At 74.3% G+C, this 18,473-nt stretch carries 16 protein-coding genes; 9 read left to right on the top strand and 7 right to left on the bottom strand.

Annotated features, from left to right (window positions below):
• The 5 genes from PKA89_RS15215 to PKA89_RS15235 form a co-directional block, all read left to right on the top strand.
• Positions 1-1,306, top strand: a 1,306-nt coding sequence (locus PKA89_RS15215) for a M64 family metallopeptidase (protein ID WP_324420924.1), incomplete at its 5' end; no start/stop codon positions are given.
• The gene (locus tag PKA89_RS15220; protein ID WP_324420926.1) at positions 1,306-2,004 is read left to right on the top strand and encodes a DUF1508 domain-containing protein; all 699 of its coding nucleotides are present in this window, start codon (positions 1,306-1,308) and stop codon (positions 2,002-2,004) included. The genes PKA89_RS15215 and PKA89_RS15220, both read left to right, overlap by 1 nt.
• A 143-nt stretch (positions 2,005-2,147) precedes the next feature.
• On the top strand, positions 2,148-2,642 hold the full coding sequence (locus PKA89_RS15225) for a dsRBD fold-containing protein (protein WP_324420928.1): 495 nt from the start codon (positions 2,148-2,150) through the stop codon (positions 2,640-2,642).
• A gap of 105 nt (positions 2,643-2,747) precedes the next feature.
• A complete protein-coding gene (locus PKA89_RS15230) occupies positions 2,748-3,917 on the top strand; it encodes a hypothetical protein (protein ID WP_324420930.1) in 1,170 nt (389 codons plus the stop codon).
• Positions 3,918-4,005: 88 nt separating this feature from the next.
• Positions 4,006-4,800, top strand: coding sequence for a methyltransferase domain-containing protein (locus tag PKA89_RS15235; RefSeq protein WP_324420932.1), 795 nt, complete (start codon positions 4,006-4,008; stop codon positions 4,798-4,800).
• A gap of 46 nt (positions 4,801-4,846) precedes the next feature.
• Here PKA89_RS15235 and PKA89_RS15240 read toward each other — a convergent pair whose 3' ends face one another.
• The gene (locus PKA89_RS15240) at positions 4,847-5,692 is read right to left on the bottom strand and encodes an aldo/keto reductase (RefSeq protein ID WP_324420934.1); all 846 of its coding nucleotides are present in this window, start codon (positions 5,690-5,692) and stop codon (positions 4,847-4,849) included.
• 396 nt (positions 5,693-6,088) lie between these two features.
• Here PKA89_RS15240 and PKA89_RS15245 point away from each other — a divergent pair, with 396 nt between their 5' ends.
• Positions 6,089-7,195 carry an aminotransferase class V-fold PLP-dependent enzyme gene (locus tag PKA89_RS15245; protein WP_324420936.1) on the top strand — a complete coding sequence of 369 codons (1,107 nt, stop codon included), beginning with the start codon at positions 6,089-6,091 and terminating at the stop codon, positions 7,193-7,195.
• A gap of 22 nt (positions 7,196-7,217) precedes the next feature.
• On the opposite strand, the gene PKA89_RS15250 is transcribed toward PKA89_RS15245, so the two are convergent.
• Positions 7,218-7,859, bottom strand: coding sequence for a hypothetical protein (locus tag PKA89_RS15250; RefSeq protein WP_324420938.1), 642 nt, complete (start codon positions 7,857-7,859; stop codon positions 7,218-7,220).
• 268 nt (positions 7,860-8,127) lie between these two features.
• Between PKA89_RS15250 and PKA89_RS15255 the strand changes: the two genes are divergently transcribed.
• Positions 8,128-8,934, top strand: a complete 807-nt coding sequence (locus tag PKA89_RS15255) for an alpha/beta hydrolase (RefSeq protein WP_324420940.1) — start codon at positions 8,128-8,130, stop codon at positions 8,932-8,934.
• Positions 8,935-8,954: 20 nt separating this feature from the next.
• Here the strand turns inward: PKA89_RS15255 and PKA89_RS15260 are convergent, their stop codons facing one another.
• Positions 8,955-9,623: an HAD family hydrolase gene (locus PKA89_RS15260; protein WP_324420942.1), complete on the bottom strand. Its 669-nt coding sequence runs from the start codon at positions 9,621-9,623 to the stop codon at positions 8,955-8,957.
• A gap of 109 nt (positions 9,624-9,732) precedes the next feature.
• Here PKA89_RS15260 and PKA89_RS15265 point away from each other — a divergent pair, with 109 nt between their 5' ends.
• Positions 9,733-10,176, top strand: a complete 444-nt coding sequence (locus tag PKA89_RS15265; RefSeq protein ID WP_324420944.1) for a hypothetical protein — start codon at positions 9,733-9,735, stop codon at positions 10,174-10,176.
• Positions 10,177-10,329: 153 nt separating this feature from the next.
• Here PKA89_RS15265 and dnaB read toward each other — a convergent pair whose 3' ends face one another.
• Positions 10,330-11,700 (bottom strand): replicative DNA helicase, encoded by a 1,371-nt coding sequence (dnaB, locus tag PKA89_RS15270; RefSeq protein WP_324420946.1) that lies wholly within the window; start codon positions 11,698-11,700, stop codon positions 10,330-10,332.
• 423 nt (positions 11,701-12,123) lie between these two features.
• A complete protein-coding gene (locus PKA89_RS15275; RefSeq protein ID WP_324420948.1) occupies positions 12,124-12,399 on the bottom strand; it encodes a DUF2277 domain-containing protein in 276 nt (91 codons plus the stop codon).
• Between the two features lie 96 nt (positions 12,400-12,495).
• On the opposite strand from PKA89_RS15275, the gene PKA89_RS15280 reads away from it, so the two are divergent.
• Positions 12,496-13,722, top strand: a complete 1,227-nt coding sequence (locus tag PKA89_RS15280; RefSeq protein WP_324420950.1) for an acetyl-CoA hydrolase/transferase C-terminal domain-containing protein — start codon at positions 12,496-12,498, stop codon at positions 13,720-13,722.
• An 18-nt stretch (positions 13,723-13,740) separates the two neighbouring features.
• Here PKA89_RS15280 and PKA89_RS15285 read toward each other — a convergent pair whose 3' ends face one another.
• A complete protein-coding gene (locus PKA89_RS15285) occupies positions 13,741-15,096 on the bottom strand; it encodes an MATE family efflux transporter (protein ID WP_324420952.1) in 1,356 nt (451 codons plus the stop codon).
• Between the two features lie 70 nt (positions 15,097-15,166).
• A complete protein-coding gene (locus tag PKA89_RS15290; protein WP_324420954.1) occupies positions 15,167-18,316 on the bottom strand; it encodes a S8 family serine peptidase in 3,150 nt (1,049 codons plus the stop codon).
• Positions 18,317-18,473 lie beyond the last annotated feature (157 nt).

The raw sequence follows: 18,473 nt of genomic DNA on the forward strand, positions 1-18,473 counted from the left end.
CCTCGGCCGCTGGGCCTGGGAGGACCACGGCCGCCCCGGCAACCAGAAGGTCGTCACGGCCCCCGGCGCCGCGATGCTCGGCGAGAAGTTCTTCGTCACCACCGAGACCGGCAACGTCTGGGAACGGCACTGGCGCGCCGACCTCGGCCGCTGGGCCTGGGAGGACCACGGCCGCCCCGGCAACCAGAAGGTCGTCGCCGCGCCCGGCGCCGCGATGCTCGACGAGAAGTTCTTCGTCACCACCGAGACCGGCAACGTCTGGGAACGACAGTGGCGCGCCGACCTCGGCCGCTGGGCCTGGGAGGACCACGGCCGGCCGACCGGGACCAGCGCGCAGACCGCCTGCGGGGCCGCCATGATGGACTCGAAGTTCTTCGTCGGAGCCTCGAACGCCCATCTCTTCGAGCGGTTCTGGACGGGTGAGGAGTGGACGTGGGTCGACCACGGCACGGCCTTCCACGACACCGGCCAGCACGTCATCGGGTCACCCGAGACCGACCCCGCCATCGTCATCGCGATCATGGGGGACGGTTTCGACGAGGGCTCGATGGACGAGTACCGGCAGGTCGTCGAGGACGAGGTGGCAGCCGCCTTTCGGCTCGACCAGCTGGCCGGCCACGCGGACCGGCTCCAGGTCGTGCGCATCGACACGGTGAGCCCGGTCGACGGCGTGTGGGAGCAGACCTGGGACGAGCACGGGACCGTCGCGACGGCAGCGGACGACACCCTCGTCAGCGAGACCTTCCGCCCCTCACGGCTCGGCCTGGTGAGCACCGAGGTCTGGGCCCGCTGCTGGATCGTCCCGAGCGAGTTCACGACGGAGCGGATCGACAGCATCCGCAACCGTTTCGCACCGGCCGCGACGAACGTCGTCGTCGTCGTCAACAGCGACAAGTTCGGGGGCTGCAACCGAGGCTCGATGGCGGCGTTCACCAAGACCTCGGACAAGACCGTCATCGCGCACGAGATGGGGCACAACCTCTTCGGCCTCGGCGACGAGTACCACAACGGGACCTCGGCGTTCAGCGGCACGCGGGGCGAGCCGAACCTCAGCGAGGTCGCCTCTCCACGCAGCTCCCTGCGCTGGGGCGACCTCGTCGCGGCGACGACCCCGCTCCCCACCCTCGAGGGCGCCCTCCCCGCCGGCTGGAACCGGCGCTCGAGCGTCGGCGCCTTCGAGGGCGGCGGTGGCAACTTCTCGACCGGCATCTTCCGACCCGTCCTCGAGTGCCGGATGAACCAGAACGACCCGCCCTGGTGCCCTGTCTGCGCCCGGGAGATCGACCGAGTGTTCGGAGCGCTGTGATGACTTCTCCCGCCGACACCACCCCCGCACCCCGGCAGCCGCTCGCCGCGGGCGCCCGCCACCTCCAGGTCGGGCTGCTGCTCGGGCCCCGGTCCGTCCGGGTCGCCTCGCTCGCCCTCGCCCCGGGCCGGCCATCCCGCCTGCTGGCGACCGGTCATCCGTGGCTCGGCGTCGTGACCCGTGGCGACGAGGTCGTCCACCTCACCCGGCTCGCCGACCCGTTCACCCAGCGCAGCGTGCGACTGGACCGGACCGGACCGCACCACGTCGGCGAGGCGGACCAGGGCTACCTCGTCGTCGGCCTCCCCTTCGGCAGCCTCACCGACCTCGTGCGCTCCCGGGTCAGCCTGCTGCGCCTCGAGCCGACCGCCCGCCCCGCCGACGCCGACCGACTCGTGGAGCGGTTCCGCCGTCGGGTGGAGCGGCGCGACGGGGTCCGGTCGGTGGGGTTCGCCGAGATCTCGGCGAGCAGGCACTGGGCCGTCGTCGGGCCGATGATCGGGGCCGACGCCCCACCCGGCCGCTTCGAGGTGTACCGGGACCGCGCCGACCAGTGGCGGTGGCGGCTCCGCGCGGCCGGCGGCGAGGTCGTCGCCGCGTCGAGCGACTCGTTCGCGACCCGGGCCGAGGTCGAGGCGGAGGTCACCTGGCTTCGGCGGCACACGGCGGACTCTCCGACGACGCGCCTCGACGACTGACCGTCCGGGCGACGCGACGCACGACACGGGTCCTCCCCCTGTCGCGCGGCGGCGGTCCGCGGGAGGATGGCGGTGGGCGCCGGGGCCGTCGCCACCGCCCCGGCGCACCTCGGTCACGGTGACGAGAACCCGAGGAGGCGGCCATGAGAGCGCGACCCGGAGACCACATCGTCCTCGCCGGAGAGCGGGTCGACCAGCCCGCGCGGGGTGGTGAGGTCGTCACCGCCGGCCCCGACGGCGACCCGCCGTACACGGTGCGCTGGGACGACGGACGCACGAGCACGCTCTACCCCGGCCCGGGCGCGGTGCTGCGGGTCTCGGAGGGGGGCGAGGAGCACGCGGGCGTCGTCGCCCGTCCGGAGCTCGGGACGATGCGGCAGTGGTCGGTCCGCGTCACGCTCTTCGAGCGGGGCGACGACACGACGGCGACCGTGGCCCTGCTCGCCGACTCCCCCGAGGCGCTCACCGCCCGCGGCACGAGCCACCGGGCGCACGACGACCGGCCGGACGCCCACATCGGCGACCGGGTCGCGGTGGCGCGGGCGCTGCGGGTGCTCGCCGACCGGGTGCTCGGCGCGGCCGAGGAGGACATCGAGTCCGCGACCGGCGAGCACGACGTGCACGTGCGCGGCCGCTGAGGCCGCCACGCCCCGGATCCCCGGGTGTCGTGACCTGTCCGCCCGCTGAGGACTGGTTCGCCCGTTCACTACCGGGACTGGTGGGGCGGATGTGACACTCGACGGGTGCTCCGCCGATCCGTCGTGCGCGCGACGCCCGTCGTGGCCGCGCTCAGCCTCGCCCTGACGGGGTCGCCCGCGGCCGTGGCCGACGACCCCGTCGTGCCGGGCGCGGGCACCGTGGCGGCCGCCCGGCAGGCGGCCGCTGCGGCCGGTCGCGAGGCGGTCGCGCTCACCGCGCGGCAGGCCGCCCTCGACGCCCGGCTGACCCAGCTGCAGCTCGGGGTCGCCCGGGCCGTCGACGCCCAGCGCCGGGCCGAGCAGGACCTCGCCCGGGCCGTCGCCGTCGCGGACAAGGCCGCGGCCGAGCTCGCGGCGGCCCGGCACGACGCCGAGCTCGCGCACCGGGCCGTGAGCGACGCGGCGTTCCGCGCCTGGACCAACGCCGGACAGGTCTCCCAGCTCGAGCTCGTCCTCGCCGGGTCGCCCGAGTCGATGGCCGACGCCCAGGTGGTCCTCGACGCCGACGGCCGCCGCACGAGCGAGGCCCTCGCCCACGCCGCCGAGTCTGCGGCTGCCGCGACCGCGCGTCGCGCCTACCTCGATGCCGCGCGGGCCGACGAGCAGGCCGCGACCACCCGCGCCACCACGGCCCGGCAGGCGGCGGAGCAGGCCGAGTCGGCGGCCCGGGCCCAGGTCGCCACTCTTGCCGCTCAGGCCGCCGCGCTCGACGCCCAGGTCAACGCGCTGCGGGACCGGGCCGTCCGGCTGACCACCGAGCGCGCCACCGGGCTGGCGGCGCAGGCCCGGGCCCGAGCGGCGCGGGCCGCGGCGGCCCGACGTGCCGCGGCGGCGGCCCGGGCCGCCCGCGACCGTGCGGCGCAGGCCGGCGGCTCGACCCCGGTCGTCGGCGGCGGCGGGGGGTCGCCGGCCGAGGCGCAGCGGACGGCGGCATCACTCATCGGCGCCCACGGCTGGGGCTCGGGGCAGTTCGGCTGCCTCGTCGACCTGTGGAACGGCGAGTCCGGGTGGAGCTGGAGCGCGACGAACCCGTCCTCCGGCGCGTACGGCATCCCCCAGGCGCTCCCGAGCTGGAAGATGGCGAGCGCCGGCAGCGACTGGCTGACCAACCCGACGACCCAGATCCGCTGGGGACTGGACTACATCGACCGCGCCTACGGCTCACCGTGCGCCGCGTGGTCGGCGTGGCAGGCGCGCTCGCCGCACTGGTACTGACGCGGCCGGCGTCCGGTCCGTGGACCGGGCCGGTTCGCTGCGCGGGCGGCGCTTGCCGCGAGTCGACGGCGTCGGCGACGGTGGACCGATGACCCGATACACGCACGGCCACGCCGAGCCGGTGCTGCGGTCGCACCGGTCGCGGACCGCCGCCAACTCGGCGGCCCACCTGCTGCCCCACCTGCGGCCCGGACTGGCGCTGCTCGACGTCGGCTCCGGACCCGGCACGATCACGGCCGACCTCGCCGGGCTCGTCGCCCCCGGCCCGGTCACCGCGCTCGAGGCGAGCGCCGAGGCCCTCTCGCACACCGCGGCCGAGCTCGCCCGGCGGGGCGTGGAGGCCGACCTCGTCGTCGGCGACGTGCACGAGCTGCCCTTCCCGGACGCCTCGTTCGACGTCGTCCACGCCCACCAGGTGCTCCAGCACGTCGCGGACCCGGTGCGCGCCCTCGCCGAGATGCGGCGGGTCTGCCGGCCCGGCGGCCTCGTCGCCGCCCGGGACGCCGACTACGCGGCGTTCGCGTGGTGGCCCGCAGTGCCGCTGCTCGACCGCTGGCTCGCCCTCTACGAGGAGGCCGCCCGGGCCAACGGTGGCGAGCCCGACGCGGGGCGGCGGCTCCTCGGCTGGGCCCGGGCCGCCGGCTTCCCGGACCCCCGGGTCGGCGCCTCGACGTGGTGCTTCGCGACGCCCGAGGACCGGACGTCCTGGGGCGGGATGTGGGCCGACCGCATCACGGGGTCGGCGCTGGCCGACCAGCTGGTGCGCGAGGACCGGTGCAGCGCAGCCGACCTCGACGCGATCGCCGGTGCGTGGCGACAGTGGGTGGACGCGCCGGACGGGTGGTTCGTCGTCGTCCACGGCGACCTGCTCGCCCGGGCGTGACGAGGGCCCGGCTCCTCGACGGAGCCGGGCCCTGCGACGCCGGGGGTCAGTCCGGGATGTAGTCGAACACGTCCGGGTTCGGGCCGGTCCGGCCGTCCTCGCCGCGGTCGAGCGCGGAGATGCGGGTGACCTCGTCCGGGGTCAGCGAGAAGCCGAAGATCTCGAAGTTCTCGCGGATGCGCTCCGGGGTCACCGACTTCGGGAAGACGATGTCGCCGCGCTCGACGTGCCAGCGCAGCGCGACCTGGGCCGGCGTGACTCCCTTGTCCTCGGCGATGGCGGTGAGCACCGGGTCGTCGAGCACCCTGCCCTGGGCGATGGGGGACCACGCCTCGGTGGCGACACCGTGCTCGGCGTTGGCCGCGCGCACCGACTCGTTGCCGAAGTACGGGTGCACCTCGACCTGGTTGACCGCCGGGACGACGCCGGTCTCGTCGACGATCCGCTGCAGGTGGGCGGGCTGGAAGTTCGAGACGCCGACCGAGGCCGCACGGCCGTCCTCGACGAAGGAGGCCATCGTCCGCCACGTCGAGACGAAGTCGCCGTCGTAGCGGGTCGGCAGCGGCCAGTGGATCAGGAAGAGGTCGATCCGGTCGAGCCCGAGCTTCTCGAGGGTCTCGCCGAAGGCGCGCTTCGCATCCTCCGGGCGGTGGAAGCCGTTGTTGAGCTTGGAGGTGACGTACACCTCCTCGCGCGGGAGGCCGGAGGCACGGATCGCCTCGCCGACCTCCGCCTCGTTGCCGTACATCTCGGCGGTGTCGATGTGCCGATAGCCGATCTCGAGGGCCCGGGTCACCGCGTCGGCGGTGTCGGAGGGGTCGATCTGGAAGACCCCGAACCCGAGCTGGGGGATGGTCGTGCCGTCGTTGAGCGTGATGCGGGGAACCGTCATGTCCGGTCCAGCACCGCACCGGCAGCGGGTATTCCGTCCCGGTCGGCCGGTCAGTCCCTGGGAGGGTCAGGGGCCGGACCCCGCGGGGCGCGCGGGGTCCGGCCGGCGCACGGCACGAGGACAGGTGGTGCCGCGTCGCTCCCCGGCCGCGCGGCGTCCGGGTCGTCGGGGACGACCCTCGCCCCGGGTCACGGTGGGGGCGGTGACGTGCTGCGACCGGTCCGTCTCCGGGGACGGGTCCGACAGCGGGACGTTACGACGGCGGTGCCCGGGGTGTCCGTGGCATTTGTCACGACCTCGCCCGGGCGTCCGTTCGGCGGACGGCGGAGGCTACGGACTCCTTTCGGTCCGTCCTCCCGGCGGGCCGGAGGACGCCCCGCGGGTCAGGATGGCGTCATGGACCGACGGGACGACTACGCACTGGCCCCGGGCCGGACCTTCCTCAACCACGGTTCGTTCGGCGCGACGCCCCGGCCGGTGCTCGAGGCCGCCCGCGCGCTGCGGACCGAGGCCGAGCACGACTTCCCGGACTTCTACCACCGTCGGCTCTTCCCCCTCCTCGAGGAGTCCCGCCGCGCGGTGTGCGAGCACCTCGGTGTCGCGGGGGACCGCGGTGTCTTCGTGCGCAACTCGACGACGGCGATGCAGACCGCCGTCGACCACCTCGGGCTCGGACCGGGCGACCACGTCGTGACGACCTCGCGGGAGTACGAGGCGACCGTCGTGCTCTCCCGACTCCTCGCCGCCCGTGGCGTCGAGGTGGAGGTCGTCGACGGTCGCCACCGCGGGCTCGTCGAGCGCGTCCTCGGGGCGTGCGGCGCGCGGACCCGCGCCGTCGTCGTCAGCCACGTCTCCTCGCCGTGGTCGCACGTCAACGACGTCGACCGGCTCGGCGGCGAGCTCGCGCGGCGCGGGGTCGCGTTCGTCGTCGACGGCGCCCACACGGCCGGCCAGCTGCCCCTACCCGCCGACCGCCCGGGGCAGTACGTCTGCCTCACGCTGCACAAGTGGCTGCACCTGCCGAAGGGCACCGGCTTCCTCGTCGTCCCGCAGGACGCCGCCGCCGACCTGCGACCGGTCGTCACGAGCTGGTACGCCGACTCCCCGTCGCTCGCGACGCGGTTCGCGTGGGCCGGGACCGACGACGTCGTGGCCCACCTCGTCGCGCCCGAGGCGGTCGCCTACCAGCGCTCGCTGCTGCGCGACGGGCTCGCCGACCACCGGGAGAAGCTGACGACGCACGCGCAGGACCTGCTCCTCGCCGTGCCCGGGGTGCGCCCCCTGCCGACCGCACCGCGCTCCCCGGCGATGGTGTCGGTGGCCCTGCCGCCGTGCGACCCCGTGGCCCTGTTGCAGCGGCTGCACGCCCAGGGGGTCGACCTGTGGTGCGGCGCCACGGACGAGGGCGGGGTGCTCCGGCTGTCCGTCGCGCCCTACACGACGGCCGAGGACGTCGACCACGGGGTGGCCGTCCTCGACCGGGTCCTGGCCCGCGCCGCCTGAGCCACGCCCGACCGGGTCGCGGTCAGGTGCCGAGGTCGGGGGACGGCGTGTCGGCCGCCCGGACGGGAGCGCGCCCCGTGAGGTCCTGGCACCAGGCGTCGAGGTCGGCGCCACCGGCGGCCGAGACGAGGACCCGACCCTCGAGCGACTCGAGGTCGAGAGAGCCCTCCGCGTGGGCGATGCAGAGCTCGTCGACGGGGCGGACGCCGGCCGGGTCGACGGCGCCGGTGGCCGGCGGCGACGGCGTCGTCGTCGCGGGCTCGGTGTCCACCTGCTGGGTGACGACCCGGACCGAGCCGTCGAAGGCGCCGGTCCAGTAGAGGAGGACGGTCGAGGCGAGCACGAGCATGAGGTTCGCGACGAGCAGGGCGGGCAGCAGGACGCGGCGCGGCTCCAGCTCCGGTTCGTCGGCCTCGGCCCGGGTCCGGCGACGCCGTCGGGGCGCCTCCTCGAGCGTGCGGTCGTGCCGCGAGGACCGGTTCGGTGGCGCCACGGCGGGCGGGCGGCCGCGTCGGGAGGCTCGCGTCTCGGGCTCGTCCGGGACCACAGGGACCACCACCGCGGCCGGCGGGGTCACCGGCTCGGAGGGGTCGGCGACGAGCCCGGCCGGCAGCGCGCCGGACCTCCCGTCGCGGCGGGCGCGGCGACGATCGGACCGGCTCATCTGCTCCAGCTCACGCCGACGCGACGCCCGCGTCGGGAGCTGCGTGGGGTCTCCCTGCATGCCGCAGAGTCTGGGAGCGCCGCCCGTCGTCGGTTGAGGGATTCTCGTCGACCCTGGCCGTTCGGAGGACCCGGTTCGGCCGTCCGCCCGGTGCACGGCGACGGAATCCGCGACACCGCCGCGCCCTGCCGAGGGTCTGCCGAATGCGTTTGCCGCCGTCCTCGCGGTGGCCTTGACTGGCCGGCATGCCGACGACCGGAGCCGCCCCGTGCCGCTGAGCCACGCCCACCTCGCCCACGACCGGGAGGGCCCGGCGGGCGCCCCGGTCCTCGTCCTGCTCCACGCCGGCGTCGCCGACCGGCGGATGTGGGACCCGGTGTGGCCGGACCTCACGCGGGACCACGACGTCGTCCGACCGGACCTGCGCGGCTTCGGGGACTCGGCCACCCTGCCGGACGGCCCACTCGACCCGCGGGCCGACGTCATCGGCCTGCTCGACGACCTCGGGGTCGGCCGCTGCCACCTGGTCGGAGCCTCCTTCGGGGCGGGTGTCGCCGCGGAGGTCGCGCTGACGCGGCCCGAGCGGGTGGCCTCCCTCGTCCTGGCCCCGCCCGGCGGCAGCCTGCTGGTGACGCGGACGCCGGACCTCGCGGCCTTCGGTGCGGCGGAGTCGGCCGCCCTCGCGGCGGGGGACCTCGACGCCGCGGTCGCCGCGAACGTCGACACCTGGGTGGTGGGCCCCTCGCGCGACGCGGGCGACGTCGACCCCGCCGTCCGGGAGGCCGTGGCGCGGATGCAGCGACGGGCGTTCGAGGTGGGCGCCGCGTTCGAGGACGTCGAGGAGGCCGAGCTGGACCCGCCCGTCGCCGAGCGGTACCGCGACCTCGTCGCGCCGACCCTCGTGCTCGTCGGCGACCACGACCTAGAGACCACCCACGACGCGGCCGACCGGCTCGTCGCGGGCCTGCCGACGGTGCGCCGGGAGGGTTGGCCGGACGCCGCGCACCTGCCCTCGATGGAGCATCCCGGCCGGTTCGCCGCGCGGGTGCGCGACTGGGTGGCCGGGCGCCGCTGACGGTCAGTCGCGGGCGCCCGTCATCCGCCGAGGGGTGACGCGTCCCAGTGCGCGAGGAGGTCGGCGGGGTCGGCGAACGTCGCCACGCACCCGGCCTCGCGCAGCTCCGCGGCACTCGTGCCACCGCACTCCAGGCCGATGCAGGGCATCCCGGCCCGCCCGGCGGCCTCGGCGTCCCAGACGGAGTCCCCGACGAAGACCGCGTCGGCCGCCTCGACGCCGATCCGGTCGAGGGCGACGTCGAGGATGTCGGTGTCGGGCTTGCTGCGCTCGGCGTCCGAGCTCGTCGTCGCCTCGTCGACCCACGCGTCGGCGTCGAGGGCACCCCGCAGCGCCTCGAGGTCCTCCCGGCCGGCCGAGGTCGACAGCACGACGACAAGTCCGGCCTCGTGGCAGCGACGGACGAGGTCGCGGGCGCCGGGGAGCGGCACGAAGCGCTGGTGCCAGGCGGCGATGAGCGCGGCGTGCGAGGCGACGACCGCCTCGGCGTCATCGGGGTCGTCCTCCCCGAGGAGGTGACCGACGATGCGGTCCGAGCCGAGGCCGATCGCCCGGTGGATCCGGGCCATCGGGACGAGGTGACCGTGCTCGCGCAGTGCCTGCCACCAACACGTCGTGTGCGCGAACGAGGTGTCGACGAGGGTGCCGTCGACGTCGAGGAGGACGGCGCGCGGCGGGTGGCTGGTCATCGGGGACCTCCGGGTGGGCGGCGGGTGGACTCCCCCATGGTTACCCGCGCTGCGGCCCGGCACGCGCACCGGTCGCCGACGGCCGGCCACGACGGGCACACTCGAAGGGATGACCACCGCGCCGCCGACCCGCCGCCAGGTCCCGGCCGTCGCGGTGCCCGAGGCGGCCGGCGGTGAACCGGGAGGTGGTGACGTGGCGGTGGTCGACGACGTCCGTCGGCTCGGGTCGGAGCTCGAGCGCTCGTACGAGGTGTACGTGCGAGGCCGGCTGAAGTTCCGGGTCGGCCGGATCGTCTACGTGGCGTTCTCGCTCGACGAGAGCGTCATGGGCTTCGGCTTCCCGAAGGCCGAGCGCGACGGGCTCGTCGCGAGCGACCCGCGCACCTTCCACCTGCCCGGCGAGTCGGACCTGCGCTTCAACTGGGTCCACGCGACGCTGGCGAACCTCGACCCGCTCGAGGCCCGCGAGCTTGTCGTCTCGGCGTGGTGCATGGTCGTCCCGCAGAAGCTGGTCCGCGCCTACGACCTGACCCACCCCGACGGCCCCGGCTGACCGTCAGGTCCGGCGGCCGGGGCGTCCGGGTCGTCGAGGCGGTGCCCCCGGAGGGTGCCTCCCACCGCGAGCCCCGAGGTCGCAGCAGAAGGGTTCCGAGGCGATCCCGGGGTTCGGGGCACCGGGCGGGAAAGCTGCGGCGTCCGCGAGATGTCAGAAGCCGCCGTCGCGGGCCATGTTGTTGAACCGCGAGTAGTGGCCCTGGAAGGCGAGGACGATGTCCTTGGTCGGCCCGTTGCGGTGCTTGGCGACGATGACGTCGGCCTCGCCGTCGCGCTCGGGGTCCGAGCGGTCGCGGTGCAGGAGGATGACGACGTCGGCGTCCTGCTCGATCGAGCCGGACTCGCGCAGGTCGGACATCTGGGGGCGCTTGTCGGTGCGCTGCTCGGGGCCACGGTTCAGCTGGCTGACCGCGATGACCGGCACCTCGAGCTCCTTGGCCAGCAGCTTGAGCGCTCGGGAGAACTCGGCGACCTCCTGCTGGCGCGACTCGACCTTCTTGCCGCTCGTCATCAGCTGGAGGTAGTCGATGACGATGAGCTTGAGGTTGTGCTGCTGCTTGAGCCGGCGCGCCTTGGCCCGGATCTCCATGAGCGACATGTTCGGGCTGTCGTCGATGAACAGCGGGGCGTCGGAGATCTTGCCCATGATCCGGGCCAGCTTGGTCCACTGCTCCTGGTTCTTCAGACCGCGGCGGAGGTCCTGGAGCTGGATGGTGGCCTCGGCCGAGAGGATGCGCATCGTGATCTCGGTGCGGCTCATCTCGAGCGAGAACACGGCCGCGGCCATCCCGTGCTTGATGGCGGCCGCGCGGACGATGTCGATGCCGAGCGTGGACTTGCCGACCGCCGGGCGCGCCGCGACGACGATCATCTGGCCGGGGTGCAGGCCGTGGGTCAGCTCGTCGAGCTCGATGAACCCGGTGGGCACGCCGATGAGGTCGTCGGTGCGCCCGGACGCTGCCTCGATCTCCTCCATCGTCTCGTTGAGCAGCTCGCCGAGCGCGTGGTAGTCCTCGCCGCCGCGCTTCTCGGCGACCGAGTACACCTCGGCCTGAGCGCGGTTGACGATGTCGTCGATGTCGCCCTCGCCCTGGGCGTAGCCCATCTGGACGATGCGGGTGCCCGCCTCGACGAGCCGGCGCAGCACCGCCCGCTCGTGGACGATCTCGGCGTAGTACCCGGCGTTCGCCGCCGTGGGCACCGACTGGATCAGCTGGTGGAGGTAGGCCTGGCCGCCGACGCGGGTGAGGTCGCCGCGCTTGGAGAGCTCGTCGGCGACGGTGATGGCGTCCGCGGGCTCACCGCGGCCGAAGAGGTCGAGGACGGCGTCGAAGATCGCCTCGTGGGCCGGCCGGTAGAAGTCGTGGGCCTTGACCTCCTCGAGGCAGTCGGCGATGGCGTCCTTGTCGAGGAGCATCGACCCGAGCACCGACTGCTCGGCGTGGAGGTCCTGCGGGGGCACGCGGTCGTCGGGACGCTCGGAGGGACCCGAGAAGGCCTCGCTCAGCTCCGCGATCGTCACCCTGCATCCTTCCGCCCGACGTGCTCCGATCCCCGACCGGGGCGGACCTCAACGCGACGCCCCGAGGCCCGGCGCCAAGCCCACCAGAGACCACCGACACCGGGACGTCCGAGTCACCGTAGGACCTGGCCGCCGAGGGGTCCAAGCCCGGCCGGGCACATCGGCCGAACGGCTGGGGACATCCTGTGGAGAACGTGGGGAAAACGCCGGTCCCCGTTGTGCACCGTCGGTGGAGAACCCTGTGGACACACCTCCCATGGACCTCCCAGCAAGCCGTTGACCTGCGACGACGCCGTCCACCGGATGTGCACCGGAGAAAGTTTCGGGCGTGTCCCGGTCCACAGGCCGCGGCGGGCCGGCGGTGTACCCGGTGGGGTGTCGCTCGGCCGTTCGGCCCCTCTCCGACGGCGCGCCGAGAGCCCGTCAGCCGGCCCGGCCGTACCGCTCGGCGGCCCGCGCCCGCGCCTTGGCCGCCTCGACCTCGCGGTCCTTCGGCGGGGCGTTCGTCACGAGGGCGTCGAGCAGGTGCTGGGTCGCGTGCGCGACCTCCTCGACGGCCCGCGCGAAGGCCTCCTCGTTGGCCTGCGAGGGGCGGGTGGCCCCGCTCACCTTGCGCACGTACTGCAGGGCGGCGGCGCGCACCTCGTCGGTCGTCGCGGGCGGCTCGAAGTTGTGGAGCTGGCGGATGTTGCGGCACATGACCCCAACGGTAGGCGCGGCCACCCATCGGGCGACAGGGGTCAGGACAGCCTCACCTGCCGTGTGCTCCGGCCCTCGACCGGCCATGATGGACCCGTGAGGACCGTGACCCTCGAACAGCTCGGCCGCCATCTCGCCGCACTCCCGGGCCGGCCCCGGGTCGTCGTCTCCGGCAACGTCGCCGTCCCGTGGGAGGCCGTCCGGGTGCTCGACGCCGCGCGCGCGGAGTACGTCATCCACGCGCTCAACGCACCCCCGGGCATCCCCGACCGCCCGGGCGTCACCGCCGAGACGTGCTTCGTCGGTGCCGGGATGCGCCGCCACTCGAACCTCTCGTACGTGCCGAGCCGGCTCTCGCTCGTCCCCGTCCTCTACGGGGGACCGCTCGCCCCGGACGTCGTCATCGTCCAGTGCGCCCCGGCCCGCGACGGGATGCTCTCCCTCGGCATCGAGGTCAACGTCCTGCCGGCGGCCATCGAGGCCTGCCGGGCGCGCTCCGGGCTCGTCGTCGCGGTCGTCAACGACCGGATGCCGTACACCGGCGGCGACGCGCTCCTCGCGGTCGAGGCCGTCGACCTCGCCGTCGAGGTCTCGGTGCCCGTGCCGTCCCACGCGCCGCTCGTCCCGGACGACGACAGCCGGCTCATCGGCGAGCGGGTGGCCAGCCGGGTCCGCGACGGCGCGACCCTGCAGGCCGGCATCGGCGGCATCCCCGACGCCACGATCGCCGCTCTCGCCGACCGCAGCGGCCTGCGGATCTGGACCGAGATGTTCTCCGACGGCGTCGTGGCCCTCGACCAGGCCGGCGCCCTCGACCCGGACCATCCGCTGGTCACCTCGTTCCTCTTCGGGTCCCAGGACCTCTACGACTGGGTCGACGGCAACCCGCGGGTGCGGATGACCCGCACGGAGACGACGAACGACCCGGGGCTCATCGCGCGGCAGCGGGCGATGACGTCGGTCAACTCGGCGCTCGAGGTCGACCTCTTCGGGCAGGCGAACGCGTCCCGGATCAACGCACGCATCCACTCCGGCTTCGGCGGGCAGACCGACTTCGTCGTCGGGGCCCTGCACTCGCCCGGCGGGCAGTCGTTCATCGCGCTGCGGTCGTGGCACCCGAAGGCCGACTGCTCGACGGTCGTCCCGCTGCTCGACGAGCCGGTGACGAGCGTGCAGCAGAGCGCCGTCGTCACCGAGCAGGGCGTCGCCGAGCTCTACGGCCACGACCAGCAGGGGCAGTGCCGGCACATCATCCGCGACGCCGCGCACCCCGACGTCCGTGACGAGCTGTGGGAGGAGGCGCGGGCCCTCGGCCTCGCCTGACCGCCCCGCCCGCCCACGTCAGCGGGTGTCGCCGGTGACCATCCACCGGTCGGTGCGGACGCGCAACCACATGAGGGTCCCGCGCACCGCCATGAACGTCGTGAAGGCCAGCCAGAGCCACGTCACGGCGTGTCCCTGCCCGACGAGCGAGCCGCCCTCGAGCAGCCAGTCACCGGCGAGCCGCACCGCGAGGACGACGGGCAGGTAGGCGAGCAGCGTCACGAGCATGGCGCCGGCCAGCCACCGCCCGTCCCCGGCGCCGATGAGGACGCCGTCGACGACGAAGACGAAGCCGGAGAGGGGCTGGCCGAGCGCGACGACGAGCAGGCCCGCGGCGATGGCCGCCTGCACCCCCTCGTCCGGGGTGAACCAGGCGCCGACGACCGGCCGGACGAAGAGGACGACCAGCCCGAGGACGACGCCCCCGAGGACACCCCAGCGCAGCATCAGCCGGGTCGCCGCCCGGGTGCGCGGCAGGTCGCCGGCGCCCAGGGTCCGCCCGGTCACCGCCTGCGCGGCGATGGCGAGGGCGTCGAGGGCGAAGGTGAGGAAGGACCAGATCGTCGCGGTCACCTGGTAGGCGGCGAGCGGGACGTCCCCGAGGCCGGCCGCCACCCAGGTCGTCAGGAGCAGGACGGCCCGCAGCGCGAGGGTCCGCACGAGGAGGGGCACCCCGCCGCGGGCGGCGGCGAGGACCCGTCCCGGGTGCGCCCGCAGCGGCAGCCGCGCGCGCCGCGCCTCGCGGACGAGGACCCGGACGAGCGCGAGCGCCATCCCGGTCTGCGCGATGACGGTGCCCCACGCCGACCCGGCGATGCCCCAGCCGAGCCCGTGGACGAACCAGAGGTTGAGGCCGGCGTTGACCGTGAAGCCCCCGACGGCGACGACGAGCGGTGTCCGGGTGTCCTGCAGGCCGCGAAGCACCCCGGTCGTCGCGAGGACGACGAGCATCGCGGGCAGCCCGAGCGCGGACACCCGAAGGTACGTCGTCGCCTCGTCGAGGACCGCGGGCGAGGCGCCGAACACCCCGGAGAGCGGCCGGGCCAGCAGGGCGACGACCGCCGTCGCCCCGAGCCCGAGCACGACGGCCAGCCAGGTGCCGTCGATGCCGGCCGCCACCGCACCGGACCGCGACCCGGCTCCGAGCCGGCGGGCGCCGACGCTCGTCGTGCCGTAGGCGAGGAAGACGAAGACGTTGGCCGCGGTGAGCAGGACGGCGCTCGCGACGCCGAGGCCGGCGAGCGGCTCCACCCCGAGCCGGCCGACGATGGCCGAGTCGACGAGGAGGAAGAGCGGTTCGGCGACGAGGGCGAGGAAGGCCGGCACCGCGAGGCGCAGGACCTCGCGGTGCTGGGTCTCCTCCGACGCACTCACGCGGGCACTCTCGCACGTGCGAGGGCCCCGCGGGCGTGCTGCCCGCGGGGCCCTCGTCACCCGCTGGTGATCAGGTGGTGGTCGCCGGCGGGGCCTGGACGAGCACCGCGCCGGTGCCGAGCACGGCACCCTCGGAGGAGAGGACGTTCATCTCGCCGAACAGCTGCCGGCCGGGGCCGGCGTCCGCCTGCGGGGTGATCGCCCCGGTGACCGTCACCGTCTGCCCGCCCGCGAGCGTGACCGCCGCGGTGGGCACGCTCAGCGTGCCGAGACCGGCGGAGAAGAACACGTCGCGGTAGTCGAGCTGCGTGGTCCCGGCCGGGACCGAGTAGCCGTCGACCTCGACCGTGTAGGTGCCCGGTGCCGGGTTGGGCACCGAGACCGACTCCTCGGAGTCACCGTCCGCCGACTGCGCCACGGTGTTGCCGTCGGCGTCGAGGAGGTAGAGGTCGAGGTCCGCCGACAGGTCGGAGGTGTTCCCGATCGCCACGTCCAGCCGGGTGGCGCCCGGGGGCACCACGACGGTGTACTCGAGCACGTCACCCTCGGCGATGCTCGGCCGCTCGGCGTGCGCCGACCCGAGCGACCCGCCCTGCGGCGTCACCGTCAGCGGACCGAAGTCGTTGCGAACGGTCCACGACACCGGCGTCGAGGCACCCGGGGCCGCCGACACGGTCTGCGTCGCCGGGTCGACCGTGACGCCCTGGACGGCGGCGGTCAGGGTGAACGGGTTGACGAGGAACGGCGAGGTGCGGCGCGACTCCACGAGCAGCTCCCACACGCCCGGGATCGGGTTGGTGTAGGCCCGGGACTGCGGCCTGCAGGCCGCCGGGTCGCTGTAGTTCGTGTAGCAGTACGGCGTCGAGGTGTTGTCGACCGGAACGCCGTACGGGTTGAACGCGATCCAGCGCACCTGGCTCTTCGTCGCGATGCCCGACAGGTTGACCTGGAGCGCCTTGGCGCCCTCGGGGACCGTGACGAACACCCGCTTGAAGAGGTTGCGCTCGACCGAACCCCGTGTGGTCAGCGAGTACGACGGCGCCGGGATGTCGCTGGACACCACGACCGCCAGCATGACCCGCAGGTCGACGAGCGGCGTCGACGGGTCGTCGACCTCGAGGATCGCCGAGTGCAGCCCACCGGAGCGCGGCTTGGCCCTGACCGCCACGTCCGCGGAGGAGCCGAGCCGGAGACGGACCGACGACGGCGCCGAGAACGTGCCGTCGTTGCCGACGATCCGGACCCGGTGCGTCACCGTCCGCGACGAGCCGGTCGTGCGGGTCACCGTCACCGGGTAGGTGCGGCTCTGCCCGACCTTCTGCCCGCCCGCGCCCGCCGCGCAGTCGTTGTAGACACCGACGCCCTTGTCCGGGGTGGCGAGGAAGTCCGAGATCGCGGTGCACACGTCGGCCGAGGTCGTGTAGTCCTGCGTCACCGGGTTGCGACGGAGGAGCTTCCACGCGCCGGGCACGTCGAGCTGCCCGGTGCCCTGGCCGATCGCCTCGAGCTTCTTCTGGTAGTCCGCGGCGGTGTACATCGCCTCGCGCAGCTGCTTCGGCGTGATCGGGGTGTGGGTCTGGAACCCGGCCGAGAGCAGGAGCGCGGCGGCGCCGGCGGCCTGCGGCGAGGCCATCGAGGTGCCGTTGAACATCGCGTAGCCGATCGGCAGCGTGTAGCCGGCCTCGGGGAGGTCGGGCTGCTTGAGCCACTGCGGCACGGTCGAGATCGCCGAGCCGGGCGCCATGATGTTCGGCTTGAACCCGCCGTCCTCGCGCGGACCGCGCGAGGAGTAGTTGTGCAGGGCGAGCTTGCTCGAGACGACCGAGCCGTAGTTCGCCTTCCACGTCTCCTTGGTGATGGAGGACGCGACGCTCACGACGTCGGTCGCCACCGAGGGGTCGCCGACCGTGTTGATGCCGGCGCCGGAGTTGCCGGCCGAGATGAACAGCTGGACGCCGAAGACGGCGATGAGCCGGTCGTAGAGCTCGGCCCGCGCGTTGTTGGCGTCGTTGAGCGCCGGCAGGCCGCCGATCGACATGTTGACGACGTCGACGCCACGGTTGGCGACGAGGTCGACCATGCCGTCGGTCAGGGCCGCGTTGGTGCAGCCGCCGCCCCACGTGCACGCCCGCGAGGAGACGATCTTGGCGCCGGGCGCCTGGCCGTCCATCCGGCCGCCGAAGAGGCTGTGGCCGGCCGCGATGCCCGCGACGTGCGAGCCGTGCGCGTCCTCGACGAGGCCGATGTTGACGAAGTCGGCCGTCGTCCCGACGTAGGGCGGCCCGTACGGGCTCATGTCGACGTCCTCGCGGTACTCGACCGTGAACGGCATCCGCTCGACGACCGCGGTGGCCGGGTCGTCGGTGCCGAAGTGGCCGACCTGGTGGCGCTCGCGGTAGGGCCGCATCTTCTCGTTCGCCGCGAAGGTGCCGTCCTGGTTCGCGTCGACCCAGATGTCGTGGGTCGCCGGGTCGTAGAGGATGCCGAAGACGTCCGTGGTGTCGCCGTCGCGGTTGACGTCACCACCCGGCTCGCTGCCGGCCGTGATGGACTCCGAGAAGCGGCTGATCTTGTACGTGCCGGCCGGGTAGGTGTAGGCCTTCCCGGCGTAGGTCGTCGAGGTCCCGGTGGCGTCCTGGAGCATGGGCCGCCAGGTGGCGTCGCCGTCGAAGACGGGGTCGGTGGCCGTCACCCAGTCGACGATCTTGCGCTCGCCGGTCGAGGTCCTCTGCAGCGCCGGGTGGTCGAGGTCGACGCCGGAGTCGAGGATGCCGATGGTCACCCCGCGACCGTCGAAGCGGCGGTTGTCCTTCTTGAACTCCACCGACCCGGTGTCGCGGGTGGGCATGTACGGGTTCGCGTCCGGCGTGCGGCGGTCGGGGCCGGTGTAGCGCTGGCCCCTGGAGCCCTTCGACTCGGCGGCGGGGTCGGGGAGCCTGACCGTCTCGTCGAGGTCGACGGCGTCGACCCGGGTGAGCGCCGCGACCTTGGCGACGGCCTGCGTCGGGACGCTGGCCCGCACGTAGCCGACCTTGTCGTTGGTCATGCCGACGTACCCGCCCTGCGCGCGGATGCTGTCGGCCACGGACCGCGTCGTGCCCTTCTCGACCGCGAGGATGAGGGTGACCCGCTTGGTGCCGGCCGCCTGCGCCTTGCCGAGCAGCTCGACGTCGTGCTGCCCCAGCTTCTCCTCGAGCGCACTGCTCCCGGGGTCCTTCACCTCCTCGGTCTGGAGGGTCGCGGCGGGTGCCTTGTCGGGGGACCGCGGGTCGCCTGCCTTCGGTGAGGCGGCGGTGGCGGTACCGAGTGATCCTGCGGTGAGTGCTGCCGCGGCGATGCCGGCGAGCGCGATGCGCGCAGGCTTCCGCGAAAGGGGA

It is taken from the genome of Phycicoccus sp., assembly GCF_035325325.1.
Lineage (GTDB): Bacteria > Actinomycetota > Actinomycetes > Actinomycetales > Dermatophilaceae > Phycicoccus.